The sequence below is a fragment of the Streptomyces sp. NPDC086023 genome (genome assembly GCF_044540325.1).
Lineage (GTDB): Bacteria > Actinomycetota > Actinomycetes > Streptomycetales > Streptomycetaceae > Streptomyces.
In genome coordinates this window covers 158177-174678 of the sequence record NZ_JBITRX010000017.1, presented here as the reverse complement: position 1 = coordinate 174678, position 16502 = coordinate 158177, and the positions used below count along the sequence as shown (strand labels likewise).

General features: G+C 70.6%; 15 protein-coding genes and 5 tRNA genes. 11 read left to right on the top strand and 9 right to left on the bottom strand.

Going from position 1 to position 16502, the window contains the following annotated elements:
• On the top strand, nt 1-131 hold a 131-nt coding region (locus ACIF6F_RS29035; protein WP_399953081.1), incomplete at its 5' end, for a carboxyl transferase domain-containing protein.
• Between the two features lie 42 nt (nt 132-173).
• Nucleotides 174-368: an acyl-CoA carboxylase subunit epsilon gene (locus ACIF6F_RS29030; RefSeq protein WP_399953041.1), complete on the top strand. Its 195-nt coding sequence runs from the start codon at nt 174-176 to the stop codon at nt 366-368.
• A 174-nt stretch (nt 369-542) separates the two neighbouring features.
• Here ACIF6F_RS29030 and ACIF6F_RS29025 read toward each other — a convergent pair whose 3' ends face one another.
• From ACIF6F_RS29025 to ACIF6F_RS28990, 8 genes are all read right to left on the bottom strand, one after another.
• On the bottom strand, nt 543-1124 hold the full coding sequence (locus ACIF6F_RS29025; protein ID WP_037792108.1) for an ATP/GTP-binding protein: 582 nt from the start codon (nt 1122-1124) through the stop codon (nt 543-545).
• Nucleotides 1105-1662 (bottom strand): DUF742 domain-containing protein, encoded by a 558-nt coding sequence (locus ACIF6F_RS29020; protein WP_399953037.1) that lies wholly within the window; start codon nt 1660-1662, stop codon nt 1105-1107. The genes ACIF6F_RS29025 and ACIF6F_RS29020 overlap by 20 nt, the downstream gene beginning before the upstream one ends.
• 92 nt (nt 1663-1754) lie before the next feature.
• Nucleotides 1755-2168, bottom strand: coding sequence for a roadblock/LC7 domain-containing protein (locus tag ACIF6F_RS29015; protein WP_078910683.1), 414 nt, complete (start codon nt 2166-2168; stop codon nt 1755-1757).
• A 10-nt stretch (nt 2169-2178) separates the two neighbouring features.
• Nucleotides 2179-5379: a nitrate- and nitrite sensing domain-containing protein gene (locus ACIF6F_RS29010; RefSeq protein WP_399953033.1), complete on the bottom strand. Its 3201-nt coding sequence runs from the start codon at nt 5377-5379 to the stop codon at nt 2179-2181.
• Nucleotides 5380-5695: 316 nt separating this feature from the next.
• Nucleotides 5696-6289 carry a GTP-binding protein gene (locus ACIF6F_RS29005; protein ID WP_399953030.1) on the bottom strand — a complete coding sequence of 198 codons (594 nt, stop codon included), beginning with the start codon at nt 6287-6289 and terminating at the stop codon, nt 5696-5698.
• Nucleotides 6270-6665, bottom strand: a complete 396-nt coding sequence (locus ACIF6F_RS29000) for a DUF742 domain-containing protein (RefSeq protein WP_399953028.1) — start codon at nt 6663-6665, stop codon at nt 6270-6272. Before ACIF6F_RS29000 ends, ACIF6F_RS29005 begins: the two co-directional genes overlap by 20 nt.
• 151 nt (nt 6666-6816) lie before the next feature.
• Complete coding sequence (locus tag ACIF6F_RS28995; RefSeq protein WP_399953078.1) at nt 6817-7230, bottom strand: roadblock/LC7 domain-containing protein; 414 nt, start codon at nt 7228-7230, stop codon at nt 6817-6819.
• A 9-nt stretch (nt 7231-7239) separates the two neighbouring features.
• The gene (locus ACIF6F_RS28990) at nt 7240-10929 is read right to left on the bottom strand and encodes a nitrate- and nitrite sensing domain-containing protein (protein WP_399953025.1); all 3690 of its coding nucleotides are present in this window, start codon (nt 10927-10929) and stop codon (nt 7240-7242) included.
• Between the two features lie 570 nt (nt 10930-11499).
• Here ACIF6F_RS28990 and ACIF6F_RS28985 point away from each other — a divergent pair.
• The 9 genes from ACIF6F_RS28985 (at nt 11500) to ACIF6F_RS28945 (ending at nt 15441) form a co-directional block, all read left to right on the top strand.
• Nucleotides 11500-11688, top strand: coding sequence for a hypothetical protein (locus tag ACIF6F_RS28985; protein ID WP_399953021.1), 189 nt, complete (start codon nt 11500-11502; stop codon nt 11686-11688).
• Nucleotides 11689-11772: 84 nt separating this feature from the next.
• A complete protein-coding gene (locus ACIF6F_RS28980) occupies nt 11773-12549 on the top strand; it encodes a fumarylacetoacetate hydrolase family protein (RefSeq protein ID WP_399953018.1) in 777 nt (258 codons plus the stop codon).
• Entirely contained in the window at nt 12542-14020 is a 1479-nt protein-coding gene (gene gltX / locus ACIF6F_RS28975; protein WP_399953015.1) for a glutamate--tRNA ligase, read from the top strand. The genes ACIF6F_RS28980 and gltX overlap by 8 nt, the downstream gene beginning before the upstream one ends.
• A 110-nt stretch (nt 14021-14130) precedes the next feature.
• Entirely contained in the window at nt 14131-14862 is a 732-nt protein-coding gene (locus tag ACIF6F_RS28970; RefSeq protein ID WP_399953012.1) for an HAD family hydrolase, read from the top strand.
• 88 nt (nt 14863-14950) lie between these two features.
• Nucleotides 14951-15022 (top strand) — tRNA-Gln (locus ACIF6F_RS28965).
• Nucleotides 15023-15043: 21 nt separating this feature from the next.
• A tRNA-Glu gene (locus ACIF6F_RS28960) sits at nt 15044-15116 on the top strand.
• A 61-nt stretch (nt 15117-15177) separates the two neighbouring features.
• Nucleotides 15178-15253 (top strand) — tRNA-Glu (locus tag ACIF6F_RS28955).
• Between the two features lie 18 nt (nt 15254-15271).
• Nucleotides 15272-15343 (top strand) — tRNA-Gln (locus ACIF6F_RS28950).
• Nucleotides 15344-15368: 25 nt separating this feature from the next.
• Nucleotides 15369-15441, top strand: a tRNA-Glu gene (locus ACIF6F_RS28945).
• 229 nt (nt 15442-15670) lie between these two features.
• Here ACIF6F_RS28945 and ndgR read toward each other — a convergent pair.
• Entirely contained in the window at nt 15671-16387 is a 717-nt protein-coding gene (gene ndgR / locus ACIF6F_RS28940) for an IclR family transcriptional regulator NdgR (RefSeq protein WP_355356330.1), read from the bottom strand.
• Between the last annotated feature and the right edge of the window lie 115 nt (nt 16388-16502).

Here is a 16502-nt window from a genome sequence, read left to right as displayed (position 1 = left end):
CCGAACGCGGCCTCGTCGACGACGTCATCGACCCCGCCGAGACCCGCGAGGTCCTCGTCAGCGCCCTCGCGATGCTCCGCAACAAGCACGCGGACCTGCCGTCGCGCAAGCACGGCAACCCGCCCCAGTAGTCCGCCCCCGCAACCCGCCGCCGTAAAGGAGACCTGCCACCCATGAGCACCGATACGCTGCTGCGCGTCGAGAAGGGCCACGCCGAGCCGGAGGAGCTGGCCGCGATCACCGCGATCCTGCTCGCCCGCGCGGCCGCCACGCCGGAGGCCCCCGCCGGCGCCGCCCGCAGCACCGCAGGCTGGCGCCGCCTGGAGCGCACCCCGGGCTTCCGCGCCCCGCACAGCTGGCAGGGCTGACGCCCCGAGCACCGAGAAGGCCCCGCACCCGACAGCGTGCGGGGCCTTCTCGCGTACCCGACGGCCTCCCGGCAGCCGTCCGGGTCCGGTCGCCCCGGGTGTGCGGAAGTCCCGGGTATGCGGAAGCCCCCCGTGCCCGAGGCACGGGGGGCTTCCGGCGGAACCGGGCGGCCGTTACCGCAGGCGAGCCATCAGGGCGTGCTCGACCAGGGTGATGAGCGCGGACTTGGCGTCGGCGCGGTGGCGTGCGTCGGTGGTGATGATGGGTGCGTCGGGGCCGATCTGGAGGGCCTCGCGGACCTCCTCCGGCGTGTAGGGCTGGTGTCCGTCGAAGCCGTTGAGGGCGATGACGAAGGGGAGGCCGCTGTTCTCGAAGTAGTCGACGGCGGGGAAGCAGTCGGCGAGTCGGCGGGTGTCGACGAGGACGACGGCGCCGATGGCGCCGCGGACGAGGTCGTCCCACATGAACCAGAAGCGGTCCTGTCCGGGGGTGCCGAAGAGGTAGAGGATGAGGTCCTGGTCGAGGGTGATGCGGCCGAAGTCCATGGCGACCGTGGTGGTCGTCTTGTCACCGGTGTGGGTGAGGTCGTCGATGCCGGCGGAGGCGCTGGTCATGACGGCTTCGGTGCGCAGCGGGTTGATCTCGGAGACCGCGCCGACGAACGTGGTCTTGCCCACGCCGAAGCCGCCCGCCACCACGATCTTCGCGGAGGTGGTGGAGCGAGCCGCTCCGCCGTTAGAGCTTGCGAAGTCCACTGAGCACCCTTTCGAGCAGTGTCACGTCTGGCTGGCCGCCCGCGGACTCGTCGCCGCCGGGCTGGTGGATCGCGACGAGGCCGGCCTCGGCCAGGTCGGCGACGAGGATTCGGGCGACGCCGAGGGGAATGGAGAGGAGTGCCGAGATCTCGGCGACCGACTTGATCTCTTGGCACAGGCGGCAGATCCGCTGGTGCTCGGGCAACTGCCCTTGCAGCCGGGCGGGATCAGCCGTGGTACTGACCAGGGCCTCGATGGCCAGCTGGTAGCGCGGCCGGGTCCGGCCGCCCGTCATCGCATACGGACGCACCAGCGGGTTGCTGGCCTTGGGTGCCGCCGCACGCGGCGCCTGCCGGGGAGCCGGCGGCGTCATGTGCGGAGGCTGGTGGGGCTGCTGCCCGTACGACTGGTCGTACGGGCCCGGCTGCCCCGACAGGTGCCTGCTGGGAGCGGAGGGGAAGTTGAAGCGGTTCTGGTCGTGCCCACCCTGCGGCTGCTGTGCGCCGCCATACGGATGTCCTCCTGGGGGTGTTGTCACGTTTCCTCCTCCGACTCCAAAACGCAGTACTCCCTGTAGCACCGCGCCACCGCACCTTATGGTGCGATGACGCGAAACGCACTGCCTGTCTGCTAGTTGAGAAGACTTCCCTGCAGTTCCGCGCGCAGATCCGGGGTGAGGACACTGCCCGCGCGATCGACGAGGAGAGCCATCTCGTAGCCCACGAGGCCGATGTCGCACTCCGGGTGGGCGAGGACCGCCAGCGAGGAACCGTCCGAGATCGACATGAGGAAGAGGAAGCCGCGCTCCATCTCCACCACGGTCTGGTTGACGGCCCCGCCCTCGAAGATCCGGGACGCGCCCGCGGTCAGCGAGGTCAGGCCGGAGGCGACGGCCGCCAGCTGGTCGGCACGGTCGCGCGGAAACCCTTCGGACATCGCCAGCAGGAGGCCGTCGGCGGAGACCACCACGGTGTGGGACACCCCGGGGGTGTTGTCCACGAAGTTGGTGATCAACCAGTTCAGGTTCTGCGCCGCCTGGCTCATCGGGCTCACACTAACGCTCCTGGTCATAGGTGTTACTGGACTGCTCTGATCCCGCGCTGCGTCCCTGCTGGACACCGCGGCGCAGGTTGCTCAACCTGCCCCGCACGTCCTCCGGGGCGCGGGAGACCTGGGGGCCGCCCTGCGGGGTCGACTCCGCTGTGCCCTCGACCAGGTTGGCCTTGGGTACGCGCCGAGGGAGACCGGACGAGGTGACCCCGCCGGCCTTCGGGTCGCGGAGCTTGCCCGCCTGCTGCCAGCGCTCGTCGTTGCGCGAGCGCCAGCCGCTCTCGGGCGTCACACCGTTGTCCGCGGCCGCCTGCGGTGCCTGCGGCTGAGCGGGGAACGGCTTGGACTCCGTTTGCTGCTGTGCGGGCTGCCACTGCTGCTGGCTGCCACGACGCGGCAGGCCCGCTCCGGTCATCTCGTGACCGGTCCCGGCGGCGGTGCCCGAACGGTCGAAGCCTACGCGGTCCTGGGCTGCTTCGGGACCGGTCGGAGATTCCGATTCGTTCCCGTAATCCTGCTGGTAGCCGCCCTGGTACGCGTTCTGCTCCGGCCACTCGGCCTGGTGGGCCTGGGGCTCGTAACCGCCGTCGTACTCCTGGCCGCCCGTCTGGGCGTCCTGGTAGCCGCCTTCCGCATAGGTGTAGCCGTCCTGGCCGTAGGCCTGGTAGCCGGCGTCCGCCTGCTGCTCGTAGCCACCGTCCTGCTGCTCGTAGGAGCTGTCCTGCTGCTCGTACCCGGAGCCGTAGCCGTCCTGGTGGTACGCGCCCTCCGCTTCGCCCTGGTACTGCTGGTACCCGTGCTCCGGCTGAGGCTCCTGCGGGTAGCTCTGCTGGTCCTCGTAGCCGCCGTCCTGGCCGCCGTAGGCCTGGGCCTCCAGCGTGGCGCGGCGCTCCTCGCGGACGAGGGAGCGGCCGACCGGGTCGAGGCCGGGCGACTGCGGGTTGTCGTACCGCGAGTCGTCGAAGCCCAGCTCCGCGGCGGTGCGCAGCGGGGCGCCCTCGTAGGACTGCTGCTCCGGGATGATCGAGGAGACCGTGAAGTCGTCCTCGGGCAGGCCCTCGCCACCGCCACCGTGTGTGATGGCGTCCGGCAGCATGACGAGCGAGGTGGTGCCGGCCTGCTCGCCCGAGGGGCGGAGCTGGACGCGGATTCCGTGCCGGTCCGACAGTCGGCCGACCACGAACAGACCCATGCGCTGCGAGATCGCGGCGTCGACGGTCGGCGGGTTGGCGAGCTTGTGGTTGATGTCCGCGAAGTCCTCGGCGGTGAGGCCGATGCCCTTGTCGTGGATCTCGACCATTACGCGGCCGTCGGGGAGACGGGTCGCGGTGACGCGGACCTTGGTCTGCGGGGAGGAGAACGTGGTGGCGTTCTCCAGCAGCTCGGCGAGGAGGTGCACGAGGTCGGTCACGGCCTGGCCGTGGATCTCGGCGTCCGGGACACCGGTCAGCTCGATGCGCTCGTACTGCTCCACCTCGGAGGAGGCGGCGCGCAGGACGTCGACCAGCGGGACCGGCTGGTCCCAGCGGCGGCCCGGCTCCTCGCCCGCGAGGATGAGGAGGTTCTCGCCGTTGCGGCGCATGCGGGTGGCCAGGTGGTCCAGGCGGAAGAGGTTCTCCAGCTGGTCCGGGTCGGCCTCGTTGTTCTCCAGGTCGGTGATCAGGGTCAGCTGGCCCTCGATCAGCGACTGGTTGCGCATGGAGAGGTTCGTGAAGATCGCGTTGACGTTGCCCCGCAGGAGGGCCTGCTCGGCGGCGAGCCGCACGGCCTCGCGGTGGACCTGGTCGAACGCGCGGGCGACCTCGCCGATCTCGTCCTGGGAGTCGATCGGGATGGGCCGGACGCGGGTGTCGACCTTGCCCGGGTCGGTACGGGAGAGCTGGTCGACCAGGCTCGGCAGGCGCTGCTCGGCGATGTCGAAGGCGGCACCGCGCAGGCGGCGCATCGCGCGGCCCATCTGGCGGGCCATGAAGCCGGCCAGGATGAACGCGGTCAGCAGGGCCACGACGACGATCGCACCGTTGATGATGGCGTCGTTGCGGGCGTCCTCGGCGACCTTGACGGCCTCGTCCACGGCCTTGGCGACGAGGTCCTTCTCGACCTCGCTGTAGCCGTCGAACTTGGCGGTGGCACCGGCCTGCCAGAAGACGGAGTTGGTGCCCTCCTTGGCGAGCGCCTTCGGCGACTCGCCGCTGGCTATCGCCTCGGTCATGCCTTCCAGGGCGGAGCCGTTGACCACCGGGGGCGCCTTGAACGGCACGCCGGCGTTCTCGGCCTCCTGCTTGGCCTGGAGGAGCTTCTGGGCGCCCTCGTCGGACTTCTTCTGCATGACGGCCTTGAGGTTGGCCGTGTCCTGCTCGGTGCCGGCGGAGACGTACTCGCCGATCGCGATCTCCTCCAGGTACGCGTACGAGGAGAACGCAACCAGCTGGGCCGCGTGGACGTCCTTGTCGTCGTTGGGGCGTACGAGGAGGTGGGTGCCGATGGAGCGCTGGAGGGAGTTCGCGGCCTTGGCGAGCTGGATCGCGTAGACCATGCGGCCGTAGGCGGTCACGTTGCCGGTGCCGAGACCGAGCTCGTTGGCGAAGGACATGAGGTAGTGCTGGACCAGCACGTAACCCTCTTCGGTGGGCACGGGGCCCAGGTCCTTGGCGCTCTTCTTGGCCGTCTCGATCTGCTTGAGGTACGCAGACTTGCGGATGGCCTCCAGCTTCGGCTCCTCCTCGCGGAAGAGCTTCAGACGCCGCTGGAGGTTCGCCTTGTCGGGCATCTCCTCGACGGCGGCGTCGAACTTCTCCTTGGCCGTGTCCGTCGCCGCGCGGGCCTGGGCCACGGCGTCGGAGGTGCGGTCGCCCTTGAGGAGGGGCTCGGCGGTGAGGTCACGCTCGTTGAGGAGCGCCTGGCCGTACTCGGCGGCCGCCTGGACCACGCGGGCGGTCTTCTCCGCGTCCTTGGCCTCGTTCCAGGTGTCGACGGATCCCTTCACCTGGAAGCCGCCCATCACCAGGCCGACGAGGGCCGGGATGAGCAGGATCGCGTTCAGACGCGTGGGCACACGCCAGTTGCGGGGGGAGAACCGGCTCTGACTGCCGGGGCGGACGGGTTCGTCGGCCGGCAGGTCCGCGGCGGACACGGCCGCGCGCTGCGGCGGGGTGAAGTTGCCCCGCGCCGGTTCCTCCGCGGGGCTCTCGTTGCTTCGCCTCACTCGACCAACAACCTCTCGGCGGCGCTACTAGCTAGTTCGTTGAATTCCAGCACGGGCAACGGCCCTGTTCCAAACAGTTGAAACCGGCCGCTTCCAGAGCTCCGAGCCCCACATAAGTCGGACATAAGGAGCGAGCTTTCTCAAATGGCGGGTGATTCGTGCGCGCAGCGGCACCGTGCGAATGCGAGCGGTGTCCGTCCTGCGGTAATTCTCTGTCGAAACGTTATGAACGCCGCGGCGGGCCGTGTCAAAGGACACAGCCCGCCGCGAAGTTGATGTTCCGGCTTTTCACCGGATCTCCTCGGAACAGCGCCGACTACTTCAAACGCGCCATGAGAGCGTGTTCGACGAGCGTGATGAGCGCGGACTTGGCGTCGGCGCGGTGGCGTGCGTCGGTGGTGATGATGGGCGCGTCGGGGCCGATCTGGAGGGCCTCGCGGACCTCTTCGGGGGTGTAGGGCTGGTGCCCCTCGAAGCCGTTGAGCGCAACGACGAAGGGGAGGCCGCTGTTCTCGAAGTAGTCGACGGCGGGGAAGCAGTCGGCGAGTCGGCGGGTGTCGACGAGGACGACGGCGCCGATGGCGCCGCGGACGAGGTCGTCCCACATGAACCAGAAGCGGTCCTGTCCGGGGGTGCCGAAGAGGTAGAGGATGAGGTCCTGGTCGAGGGTGATGCGGCCGAAGTCCATGGCGACCGTGGTGGTCGTCTTGTCACCGGTGTGGGTGAGGTCGTCGATGCCGGCGGAGGCGCTGGTCATGACGGCTTCGGTGCGCAGCGGGTTGATCTCGGAGACCGCGCCGACGAACGTGGTCTTGCCCACGCCGAAGCCGCCCGCCACCACGATCTTCGCGGAGGTGGTGGAGCGCGTAGCCCCGGCGTGAGAACTGCCGTTAGAGCTTGCGAAGTCCACTGAGCACCCTTTCGAGCAGCGTTACGTCCGGCGTTCCGCCGGTCTCTCCATTGCCCGGCTGGTGGATGGCCACCATGCCGGCCTCGGCCAGGTCGGCCACGAGGATCCGGGCCACACCGAGGGGCATCGACAGAAGTGCCGAGACCTCGGCGACGGACTTGACCTCGCGGCACAGCGTGCAGATGCGCTGGTGCTCGGGAAGCAGGCCCGCGAGGTGGACCGGGTCGGCCGTGGTGCTGACCAGGGCTTCGATCGCGAGCTGGTAGCGGGGCCGGGTCCGGCCGCCGGTCATCGCGTACGGACGCACCAGCGGCTGGTCGCCTTCCGCGTACGACTGATCACCGTACGAGTCGGGAAAGGCGGGGGGCGGGGTCATTGATCCTCCGGGCTGGACAGCAGTGGTCAGCGTGCCGTCTGACGGGGCCGGTGGGGGGACGGGCGTGCGGCCGGACGGTGGTACTGGGATGTTTCCGGGGCGCTGCCCCGGATCCCCGGCCGGAAGTACCGCCCGGCCGGGGGAGTGGCGGTCAGATGAGCAGGCTTCCCTGCAGTTCCGCGCGGAGGTCCGGGGTGAGGACGGTGCCCGCGCGGTCGACCAGGAGGGCCATCTCGTAGCCGACGAGGCCGATGTCGCACTCGGGGTGCGCGAGCACGGCCAGGGAGGAGCCGTCGGAGACGGACATGAGGAAGAGGAAACCCCGGTCCATCTCCACCACGGTCTGGTTGACGGCGCCGCCCTCGAAGATCCGGGACGCGCCCGCGGTCAGCGAGGTCAGGCCGGAGGCGACGGCCGCCAGCTGGTCGGCACGGTCCCGCGGGAAGCCCTCGGACATCGCCAGCAGGAGGCCGTCGGCGGAGACCACCACGGTGTGGGACACCCCGGGGGTGTTGTCCACGAAGTTGGTGATCAACCAGTTCAGGTTCTGTGCCGCCTGGCTCATCGAACTCAACTAACGCTCCTGCTGGTGAGTGGGGCCGACGTGGAAGCTGCCGGTCGCCGGACCGTTGCCGCCCGCCTGGCGTCCCTGCTGGATGCCGCGGCGGAGGTTGGTCAGACGGCCGCGCACGTCGTCGGGGGCGCGCGAGACGGACGGACCGGTCTGGGTGTCGGACGACTGCTGCGCGGTGCCCGCGACCAGGTTGGCGCGCGGGACCCGGCGGGGCAGGCCCGAGGTGGTGATGCCGCCGGCGGCCGGCTGGCGCACGCGCTCGGCCTGCTTCATCAGCTCGTCGTTGGGCGAGCTGCGCCAGCTGACCGTCGGCACGGCACCGGTCGACGTCAGGGCGTCGTTGCCGCGCTCCTGCGCGCGCTGCGGGCCGGTGGGGCGCTGCGGCGCGGCCGGGGCCTGCGGCTGGTACTGCTGCGGCTGCTGGGGTACGGACTGTCCCTGCGGGGCCTGCTGGCCCTGCTGCGGGTACCAGTTCGACTCCAGGTTGTCGAAGAGCGGCGTACGGCCGTCACCGGGGTTCTGGGCCGGCGGCAGGGCCTCCGGCTGGTGGCCCTGGGGCAGGCGCGGGGCACCCGGACGGCCGGCGGGAACGCCGTAGCCGTCCGCCTGCGGGGCCTGCCGGCCCTGCTGCGGGGCGTGGCTGCCGACGCCGGGTCCTCCGGGGCGCGGGGCCTGGAAGTCCGGGCGCTCGAACTGCGCCGTGCCGGCCGGGTCCTGCTGGTCGGGCCGGGCGAACTGACCGGTGGTCGACGGGTCCTGGTACCCGGGACGGGCGAACTGCCCCGTGGTGGACGGGTCCTGGTAGTCCGGCCGGGCGAACTGCCCGGTCGTGCTGTTGCCCTGGGGGGCCGGCGCGTTGAAGTCCGGGCGCGGGAACTCGGCGGTGGCGCCGGGACCCTGCAGGTCGTCGTGGCCGCGCGGCGCGTCCTGGTTGCCGTGGCCGGCGGCCATGCCCCAGCTGGTGGTCTGGGCGTTCCCCGGCATGCCCTGGGGGCCGCCGGGCAGCTCCGCGCGCGGCCCGTTGCCGCGCGGCGGCAGCTGCGGGCGGGGGCCCTGCGGGCCGGCCGCGTCGGCGCGGGCCGGCTGCGGGACCTGGGGAGCCTGCGGTGCCTGGGGAGCCTGCGGCTGGGCCGGAGGCTGCGGGCGCTCGAAGCCGTTGGACTGCGGGAAGCCGGCCTGGGGCGCCGGGGCGGGAGCCGGACGGCCACCACCCTGCGGGCCGCCCGCACCGGGGCGCGGACCGCTCATCGGCGCACCGGCGCCGAAGGCGTTCGTACCCTGACCCGGGCCCTGGCCGGGACCCTGCGGACGCCCGCCCTGAGGCGGACGCTGACCGGCACCGTCGCGGGCCGGCAGCGCGGCACGCTGGCCGCCGGAGGCGACCTGGCCGCGACCGGCGGAGGCACCGGCGGCGAGGCGCGCGGCCGCACCGCCCTGCGGGGCACCGCCGGGACGGCCCGCGGGGGCACCGCCCTGCGCGCCACCCTGGGCGCCGGGGACCGGACCGGGCTTCTTGCCGCCCTGGGCGACGTCGACCGGGAGCATGACGAGGGCCGTCGTACCACCGGAGTCGGAGGGGCGCAGCTGGATGCGGATGCCGTGTCGCAGGGACAGGCGGCCGACCACGAACAGACCCATGCGGCGCGAGACCGAGACGTCCACGGTGGGCGGCGACGCGAGCCGCTCGTTGATCGCGGCGAGGTCCTCGGGGGAGAGGCCGATGCCGGTGTCGTGGATCTCGACCAGCACCCGGCCGTCCGGCAGGGCGTGACCGGTCACCTTGACCTTGGTCTGCGGGGAGGAGAACGACGTCGCGTTCTCCAGCAGCTCGGCGAGGAGGTGCACGAGGTCGTTGACGACTCGGCCGGCGACCTCGGTCGACGGGACCGAGGCCAGCTCGATGCGCTCGTACTGCTCCACCTCGGAGGCGGCGGCACGGAGGACGTCGACCAGCGGGACCGGGCGGGTCCAGCGGCGGCCCGGCTCCTCGCCCGCGAGGACGAGGAGGTTTTCGCCGTTACGGCGCATGCGGGTCGCGAGGTGGTCGAGCTTGAAGAGCGAGGACAGCTGGTCCGGGTCGGCCTCGCGCGACTCCAGCTCGGAGATGAGCGAGAGCTGGCGCTGGATGAGGCCCTGCGAGCGGCGCGAGAGGTTGGTGAACATCGCGTTGACGTTGCCCCGGAGGAGGGCCTGCTCGGCGGCGAGGCGGACCGCCTCGCGGTGCACGTCGTCGAAGGCCGCGGCCACCTGGCCGATCTCGTCGCGGGAGTGCACACCGACGGACTCCACGGAGGTGTCCACGTCCTGCGGGTCGGTCTCGGAGAGCTGCTTGACGAGCTCGGGCAGACGTTCCTGGGCGACCCGGGTGGCGGTGTCCTGCAGGCGGCGCAGCGAGCGGATCATGGAGCGGGCCACCACGAAGGCGCCGACGAGCGAGACGCCGAGGACGAGGAGGACCAGCGCACCGTTGATGATGGCGTCGCGCTGCGACTCGTTCTTGAGCTCGCGGGCCTTCTGCTCCATGTCGTCGAGCAGCGAGAGCTCGATCTGCTTCATCGCCTGGATCTTGGTGTCGTCCTGGTCGTACCAGTCCATCCAGGAGCGGTTCTTCTCCTTGGCGAACTGGTCAGGCGTGATGAGCACACGACGGGCGTAGTGCTCGGCGCTGGAGATCTCGGCGTGGCCCTCGTTGAGGGTCTCCGTGAGGTCCTCGGCCTTGCCCTGGTAGACGAGGTCGAAGGTCTTGCGGGCCTGGCTCTCGGCCTTCTGGGCGGACAGCGCGTAGAGGCGGTCGTTCTCCTCCAGCTTGCCGGTCTTGGTGTTGCTGTCGGGCAGCGAGTACGCGATGACCGCGCGCTGGATGGAGGCGTACTCCTTGGCGGAGGAGAACGCGGCCAGGGCGCGCGTACGCTTGATCATCTCCGGGCTGGAGGTGGCCTGCGCCATGTCCTGGGAGAGGCTGAGCAGCGAGGTGATCAGCTGGCTGTACTCGGTGACCGTCTGCTGCGCGCCCGACTTGTAGGCGGACTTGCGGATCTCTTCGAGACCCGACAGCTGGCGGCTGATCTGGAGGACGTTGTTGCGGATCGAGTCCAGCGTCTCGTCGCGGTTGTCCTCGTCGTCGATGTCCTCGGTCGCCGTGATGAAGGCGGCGGACGCGGCGTCGGTGGTGTCGCGGACACCCTGGACCAGGCTGTTCGGCTTGCCGGGGTTGTTCTTCAGCGGACCGGCCGACTTGTCGCGCTCCTCCTGGAGCGCCTGAGCCAGGTTGGTCGCCTGCTTGGTCATCGTCGTCAGCAGCTGCATGTGCTCGAGCTGCGCGATGTCCTGCATCGACTCGTTGATACGGAGGCCACCGAGCGAGGTGGCGGCGACGACGGGGAGCGCCAGCAGCGAGACCAGGCGCGTCGAGATGCGCCAGTTCTGCAGGGCGAGCCGGGAGCCGGGCCCACTCGGGGCCGCGGGTATCCGCTGGCCCTGGGGCTGGTCCTTGTCCTTGGGCTCGGCCTTCTTGGCCTTGCCGACCTTGCCCTTGCCCTTGGGCTTCACCGCGGCCGTGGGGTCGGAACCCGCCCCGTCCGCCGCCGGCCCCAGGTTCTGGGCGTGCTGGGGCGAGGAGCCACGGTCGTTTCCGCCGCGCGGCTCCTGCTCCGCCGCAGCGCTGCCATCCCTCTTGAAACGTCCCTGCACTAGCGTCGCAACCTCTGGACCAGGCGTCCCTCCGGTGAAGGACGGGACGGTGTCGAGTCGTGGGGCACTAACGAGCCCCATGGTGGTCGTCGGTGACCGGCGCGTTTTCCCTTTCATACCGCCGCCCGGCGCTGAGTTGCGCCCTCTGCGCGCCGGCTGAATCCGCGGCGGTCCCCGGAATTCCAGCACAGTGCAGGATCTCCAACAAGGTGCGAGTACCGGCCCCCGTGATCCGTGACCGCCCGTGTCGAACGCGCTACAGCACGTGGACGGTGATTCGGGACGAACCGGACTTAGTTTTATGAATCGCTTACGGAGTTGGCATGTCCCAGTCGCGATGATCGGGAGCGGAATGGAGCGTTCAGTGGCGCAATGTCCGTTTCCTGGTCCAGACTTGACTGTCGATTATGTCGGAATTGCCGGTCAGCTCGTGAGCAAACTCACATGCTCGGAGGCGGGAGTTCCAGAGGTTCCGGTGCGCTCCGATGTTTAGCCTGGCCCTTTACAGGGATGGCAAATCCGACAACCGCGCCGACAGGTGCCCGTCACCGACAAGGTTCCGACACAGCGATGAAGACGACGATGATGTTCCGCAACATAGCCAACCCGCGCCGCACCACCCTCGCGCACCTCAAGGACGCCGAGGAGCTGACCGCCGCGCCGGAGCTGCCGGAGCACTCCGTCGACCTCCCGACGCAGACCGCGAACCCCCGCCGCACCGTCCTCATGACGGCCCCCGCCGCCCACACCGCTCCGTAAGCGCGCCGCCGGACCGCCCCTCCCGCCCGGGATAGCCTGGTGTGACCAGACTCCGGACACACCAGTGAGGGGCGAAACCTTCCCGTGCGCATCGCCAGGTTCTCCATCGACGGCAATGTCGCCTTCGGCGCGGTCGAGGGCAGCGCCCCCGACGAGCTCGTCCTCGACATCATCAAGGGCATCCCGTTCGCGGACTTCGAGCTGTCGGGTACGAAGGTTCCGCTGAGCAAGGTCCGGCTCCTGCCGCCCGTGCTCCCCAGCAAGGTCGTGGCCATCGGCCGCAACTACGCGGAGCACGCGGCGGAGCTCGGCAACGAGGTCCCCGAGGTACCGGTCGCCTTCTTCAAGCCCTCCACCTCCGTGGTCGGCCCCGGTGACCCCATCGCGTACCCCTCCTTCTCCAACGAGCTCCACCACGAGGCCGAGCTCGCCGTCGTCATCGGACGGATGTGCCGCGAGGTCCCGCGCGAGCGCGTGAAGGACGTCGTACTCGGCTACACCTGCGCCAACGACGTCACCGCCCGCGACGTCCAGCAGCGCGAGAAGCAGTGGGCCCGGGCCAAGGGCTTCGACAGCGCCTGCCCGCTCGGCCCCTGGATCGAGACGGACCTCGACCCGGGCGACCTCACCATCCAGTGCACGGTCAACGGCGTCCAGCGCCAGCTCGGCCGGACCAGCGACATGGTCCGCTCCGTCGAGGAACTGATCGCGCACGTCAGCGAGGCCATGACGCTGCTCCCGGGCGACGTCGTCCTCACGGGCACCCCCGCCGGGGTCGGCCCCCTCAACGTCGGCGACGAGGTCGCCGTCACCATCGAAGGTATCGGCACTCTCACCAACAAGGTGATCAAGCGTGGCTAACGCGAACCCCGTCCGCGTACGTTTCTGTCCCTCGCCGACCGGCAACCCCCACGTGGGCCTGGTCCGCACCGCCCTGTTCAACTGGGCCTACGCCCGGCACAACGGCGGCACGTTCGTCTTCCGCATCGAGGACACCGACGCGGCCCGCGACTCCGAGGAGTCGTACGAGCAGCTGCTCGACTCCCTCAAGTGGCTCGGCTTCACCTGGGACGAGGGCCCGGAGATCGGCGGCCCCCACGCCCCGTACCGCCAGTCCCAGCGGATGGACATCTACGCGGACGTCGCGAAGAAGCTCATCGACGGCGGCTACGCGTACCACTGCTACTGCACCACCGAGGAGCTCGACGAGCGCCGCGAGCTCGCCCGCCGCGAGGGCCGCCCCTCCGGCTACGACGGCACCTGCCGCGTGGTGACCGACGAGCAGCGCGCCGCGTACGAGGCCGAGGGCCGCACCCCGATCGTCCGCTTCCGCATGCCCGACGAGCCGATCACCTTCACCGACCTGGTCCGCGGCGAGCTGACCTTCACCCCGGAGAACGTGCCGGACTACGGCATCCTGCGGGCCAACGGCGCCCCCCTCTACACCCTGGTCAACCCGGTGGACGACGCGCTGATGGAGATCACGCACGTCCTGCGCGGCGAGGACCTGCTCTCCTCCACCCCCCGCCAGATCGCGCTCTACAAGGCGCTGATCGAGCTGGGCGTCGCCAAGGAGATCCCGGCCTTCGGCCACCTGCCGTACGTCATGGGCGAGGGCAACAAGAAGCTCTCCAAGCGCGACCCGCAGTCCTCGCTCAACCTGTACCGCGAGCGCGGCTTCCTCCCCGAGGGCCTGCTCAACTACCTCTCGCTGCTCGGCTGGTCCTTCTCCGCCGACCAGGACCTCTTCACCATCGACGAGATGGTGGCGAGGTTCGACGTCGCCGACGTGAACGCCAACCCGGCCCGCTTCGACCTCAAGAAGTGCGAGTCGATCAACGCGGAGCACATCCGCCGCCTCGACCCCAAGGCCTTCGCGGATGCCTGCGGCCCCTGGCTCAAGGCCCCGCACGCGCCCTGGACGCCGGAGCAGTTCGACGAGGCCGCCTGGGAGGCGATCGCGCCGCACGCGCAGACCCGCCTGACCGTCCTGTCGGACATCACCGCCAACGTCGACTTCCTCTTCCTCCCCGAGCCCGTCTCCGACGAGGCCTCCTGGGAGAAGGCCATGAAGGGCGACCCGGCGGCCCTGCTGGCCACCGCGCGCGAGAAGCTCGACGCCGCGGACTGGAACAGCGCCGAGTCCCTCAAGGAGGCCGTCCTGGCCGCCGGCGAGGCCCACGGCCTCAAGCTCGGCAAGGCCCAGGCGCCGGTCCGCGTCGCCGTCACCGGGCGCACCGTCGGCCTCCCGCTCTTCGAGTCGCTGGAGATCCTGGGCCGGGAGAAGACCCTCGCCCGCATCGACGCGGCCCTCGCCAAGCTCGCCGGCTGACCCCGGACGAGTCGTTCGTCACCCCCCCGGCCCGGTGCCGGGGAGCCCCCAGGGGGCGGTCGTCCGGAATTCCGGGCGACCGCCCCCTGCGGCGTTGTAGCGTCGGTCACATGACGGTCCGCGCGGTGCTCTGGGACATCGACGACACCCTGTTCGACTACACGGGGTCCGACCGGTCCGGGCTGGCCGGGCACCTGGAGGCCGAGGGCCTGTCCGCCGCGTACGGCTCGGCCGCGCAGGCGCTCGCCCTGTGGCGGGAGATCACCGAGCGGCAGTGGGCCCGCTTCGAGGCCGGCGCCGTGGACTTCCAGGGACAGCGGCGCGACCGGGTGCGCGAGTTCCTGCGGGAGCCCGTCCTGGGCGACGCGGCGGCCGACGCCTGGTTCGACCGTTACGTCGCCCACTACCGCGCCGCCTGGGCGCTCTTCCCGGACGCGCTGCCGGCCCTGGACGCCCTGGCCGCCAGCCACCGCCACGGGGTGCTCTCCAACTCCTCGTACGCGAACCAGGACCCCAAGCTGCGTGCCCTGGGGCTGCGCGACCGCTTCGAGGTGCTCGTGTGCGCCGCCGAGCTGGGGCTGGCCAAGCCCGACGCCGGTTCCTTCCGCGCTGCCTGCGAGGCGCTCGGCCTGCCGCCCGGCGAGGTCGCGTACGTGGGGGACCGGCTGGACGTGGACGCGGAGGGTGCGCGGGACGCCGGTCTGCTGGGCGTCTGGCTGGACCGGGAAGGGCCCGCCGAGGCCGTCGTACCAGGGGGCGTGCACCGGATCCGGGGCCTCGCGGAGCTGCCCGGAGTGCTGGCCATGGATACCCGTTTTGGAGCTGGCTCACCCTTCCGGTAATGTTCTTTCTGCGCCGCCGGAGCGGGCCGAAAGGCCGGAAAGCCGGAGGCGCCACTGAATGAGACCCCCGCAGGGGGTTGAGTTTTGGTGGGGTATGGTGTAATTGGCAACACGGCTGATTCTGGTTCAGTTGTTCTAGGTTCGAGTCCTGGTACCCCAGCGCAGTGCGCATGCAGTGCTTGCCCCCGTTGTGTAGCGGCCTAGCACGCCGCCCTCTCAAGGCGGTAGCGCCGGTTCGAATCCGGTCGGGGGTACAGATCCTTCCCGCGAGGTCTCCTGGGTAGCTCCCGGACGCCTCGATGCAGGATCGCTAGGGCCCCCGTTGTGTAGCGGCCTAGCACGCCGCCCTCTCAAGGCGGTAGCGCCGGTTCGAATCCGGTCGGGGGTACCAACTGGTTTAGACCACCAGTGGCCTATGGTGTAATTGGCAGCACGACTGATTCTGGTTCAGTTAGTCTTGGTTCGAGTCCAGGTAGGCCAGCTGATCTGCGAAAACTGCAGATCTTGCCCCCGTTGTGTAGCGGCCTAGCACGCCGCCCTCTCAAGGCGGTAGCGCCGGTTCGAATCCGGTCGGGGGTACGCATAGGGAAGACCCTCCGTGATCATCACGGGGGGTCTTCTCGCATGTCCGGACGACCCCGGTACGAGCTCCGGTACGGGCGCCCCGCCGGCCGGCACGCCGGCCGACTCCCCGGCCGGCCGCACGGGCACCCGGGGACGCAAGAGGGGCCCTGAGGGCGCCTGTTCGGACGTGTGCGGCGTCGTGGCGCCCCCGGGGCCCCGGGGTGGTGAAAAGGGTCGGGAAGGATCAGCCGGAGCGGCGCAGGGCCTCCGTGAGGCGCGCGGCGGCGTCGATGACCGCCTGGGCGTGCATCCGGCCGGGGTGGCGGGTCAGGCGCTCGATCGGGCCGGAGACCGACACGGCGGCCACCACGCGGTTCGACGGCCCGCGCACGGGCGCCGAGACGGAGGCCACACCGGGCTCCCGCTCGCCGATCGACTGCGCCCAGCCGCGGCGCCGTACGCCCGAGAGCGCGGTCGCCGTGAAGCGCGCGCCCTGCAGGCCACGGTGCAGCCGCTCGGGCTCTTCCCAGGCCATGAGGATCTGGGCGGAGGACCCGGCCTTCATGGTCAGCGTCGAGCCCACCGGGACGGTGTCCCGGAGTCCGGACAGCCGCTCGGCCGCCGCCACGCAGATCCGCATGTCTCCCTGACGGCGGTAGAGCTGCGCGCTCTCGCCCGTCACGTCACGGAGGTGGGTCAGTACCGGTCCCGCCGTGGCCAGCAGGCGGTCCTCGCCGGCCGCGGCGGCGAGCTCCGCCAGCCGCGGTCCGAGGATGAACCGGCCCTGCATGTCCCTCGCCACCATCCGGTGGTGTTCCAAAGCCACGGCCAGACGATGTGCCGTGGGTCGTGCGAGCCCTGTCGCCGCGACCAGCCCGGCGAGGGTGGCCGGACCGGACTCCAGTGCGCTCAATACCAGAGCTGCCTTGTCGAGAACGCCGACGCCGCTAGAGTTGTCCATGCAACGATATTCACGTCTCACACTGTGAAACGCAAGTTCAATTTTCCCGAGAACCCGCCAGGCTAGAGGTGCGGGCCCGGAAACCACGGGTCAGAGCCCGCCGCCCGGGACGTGG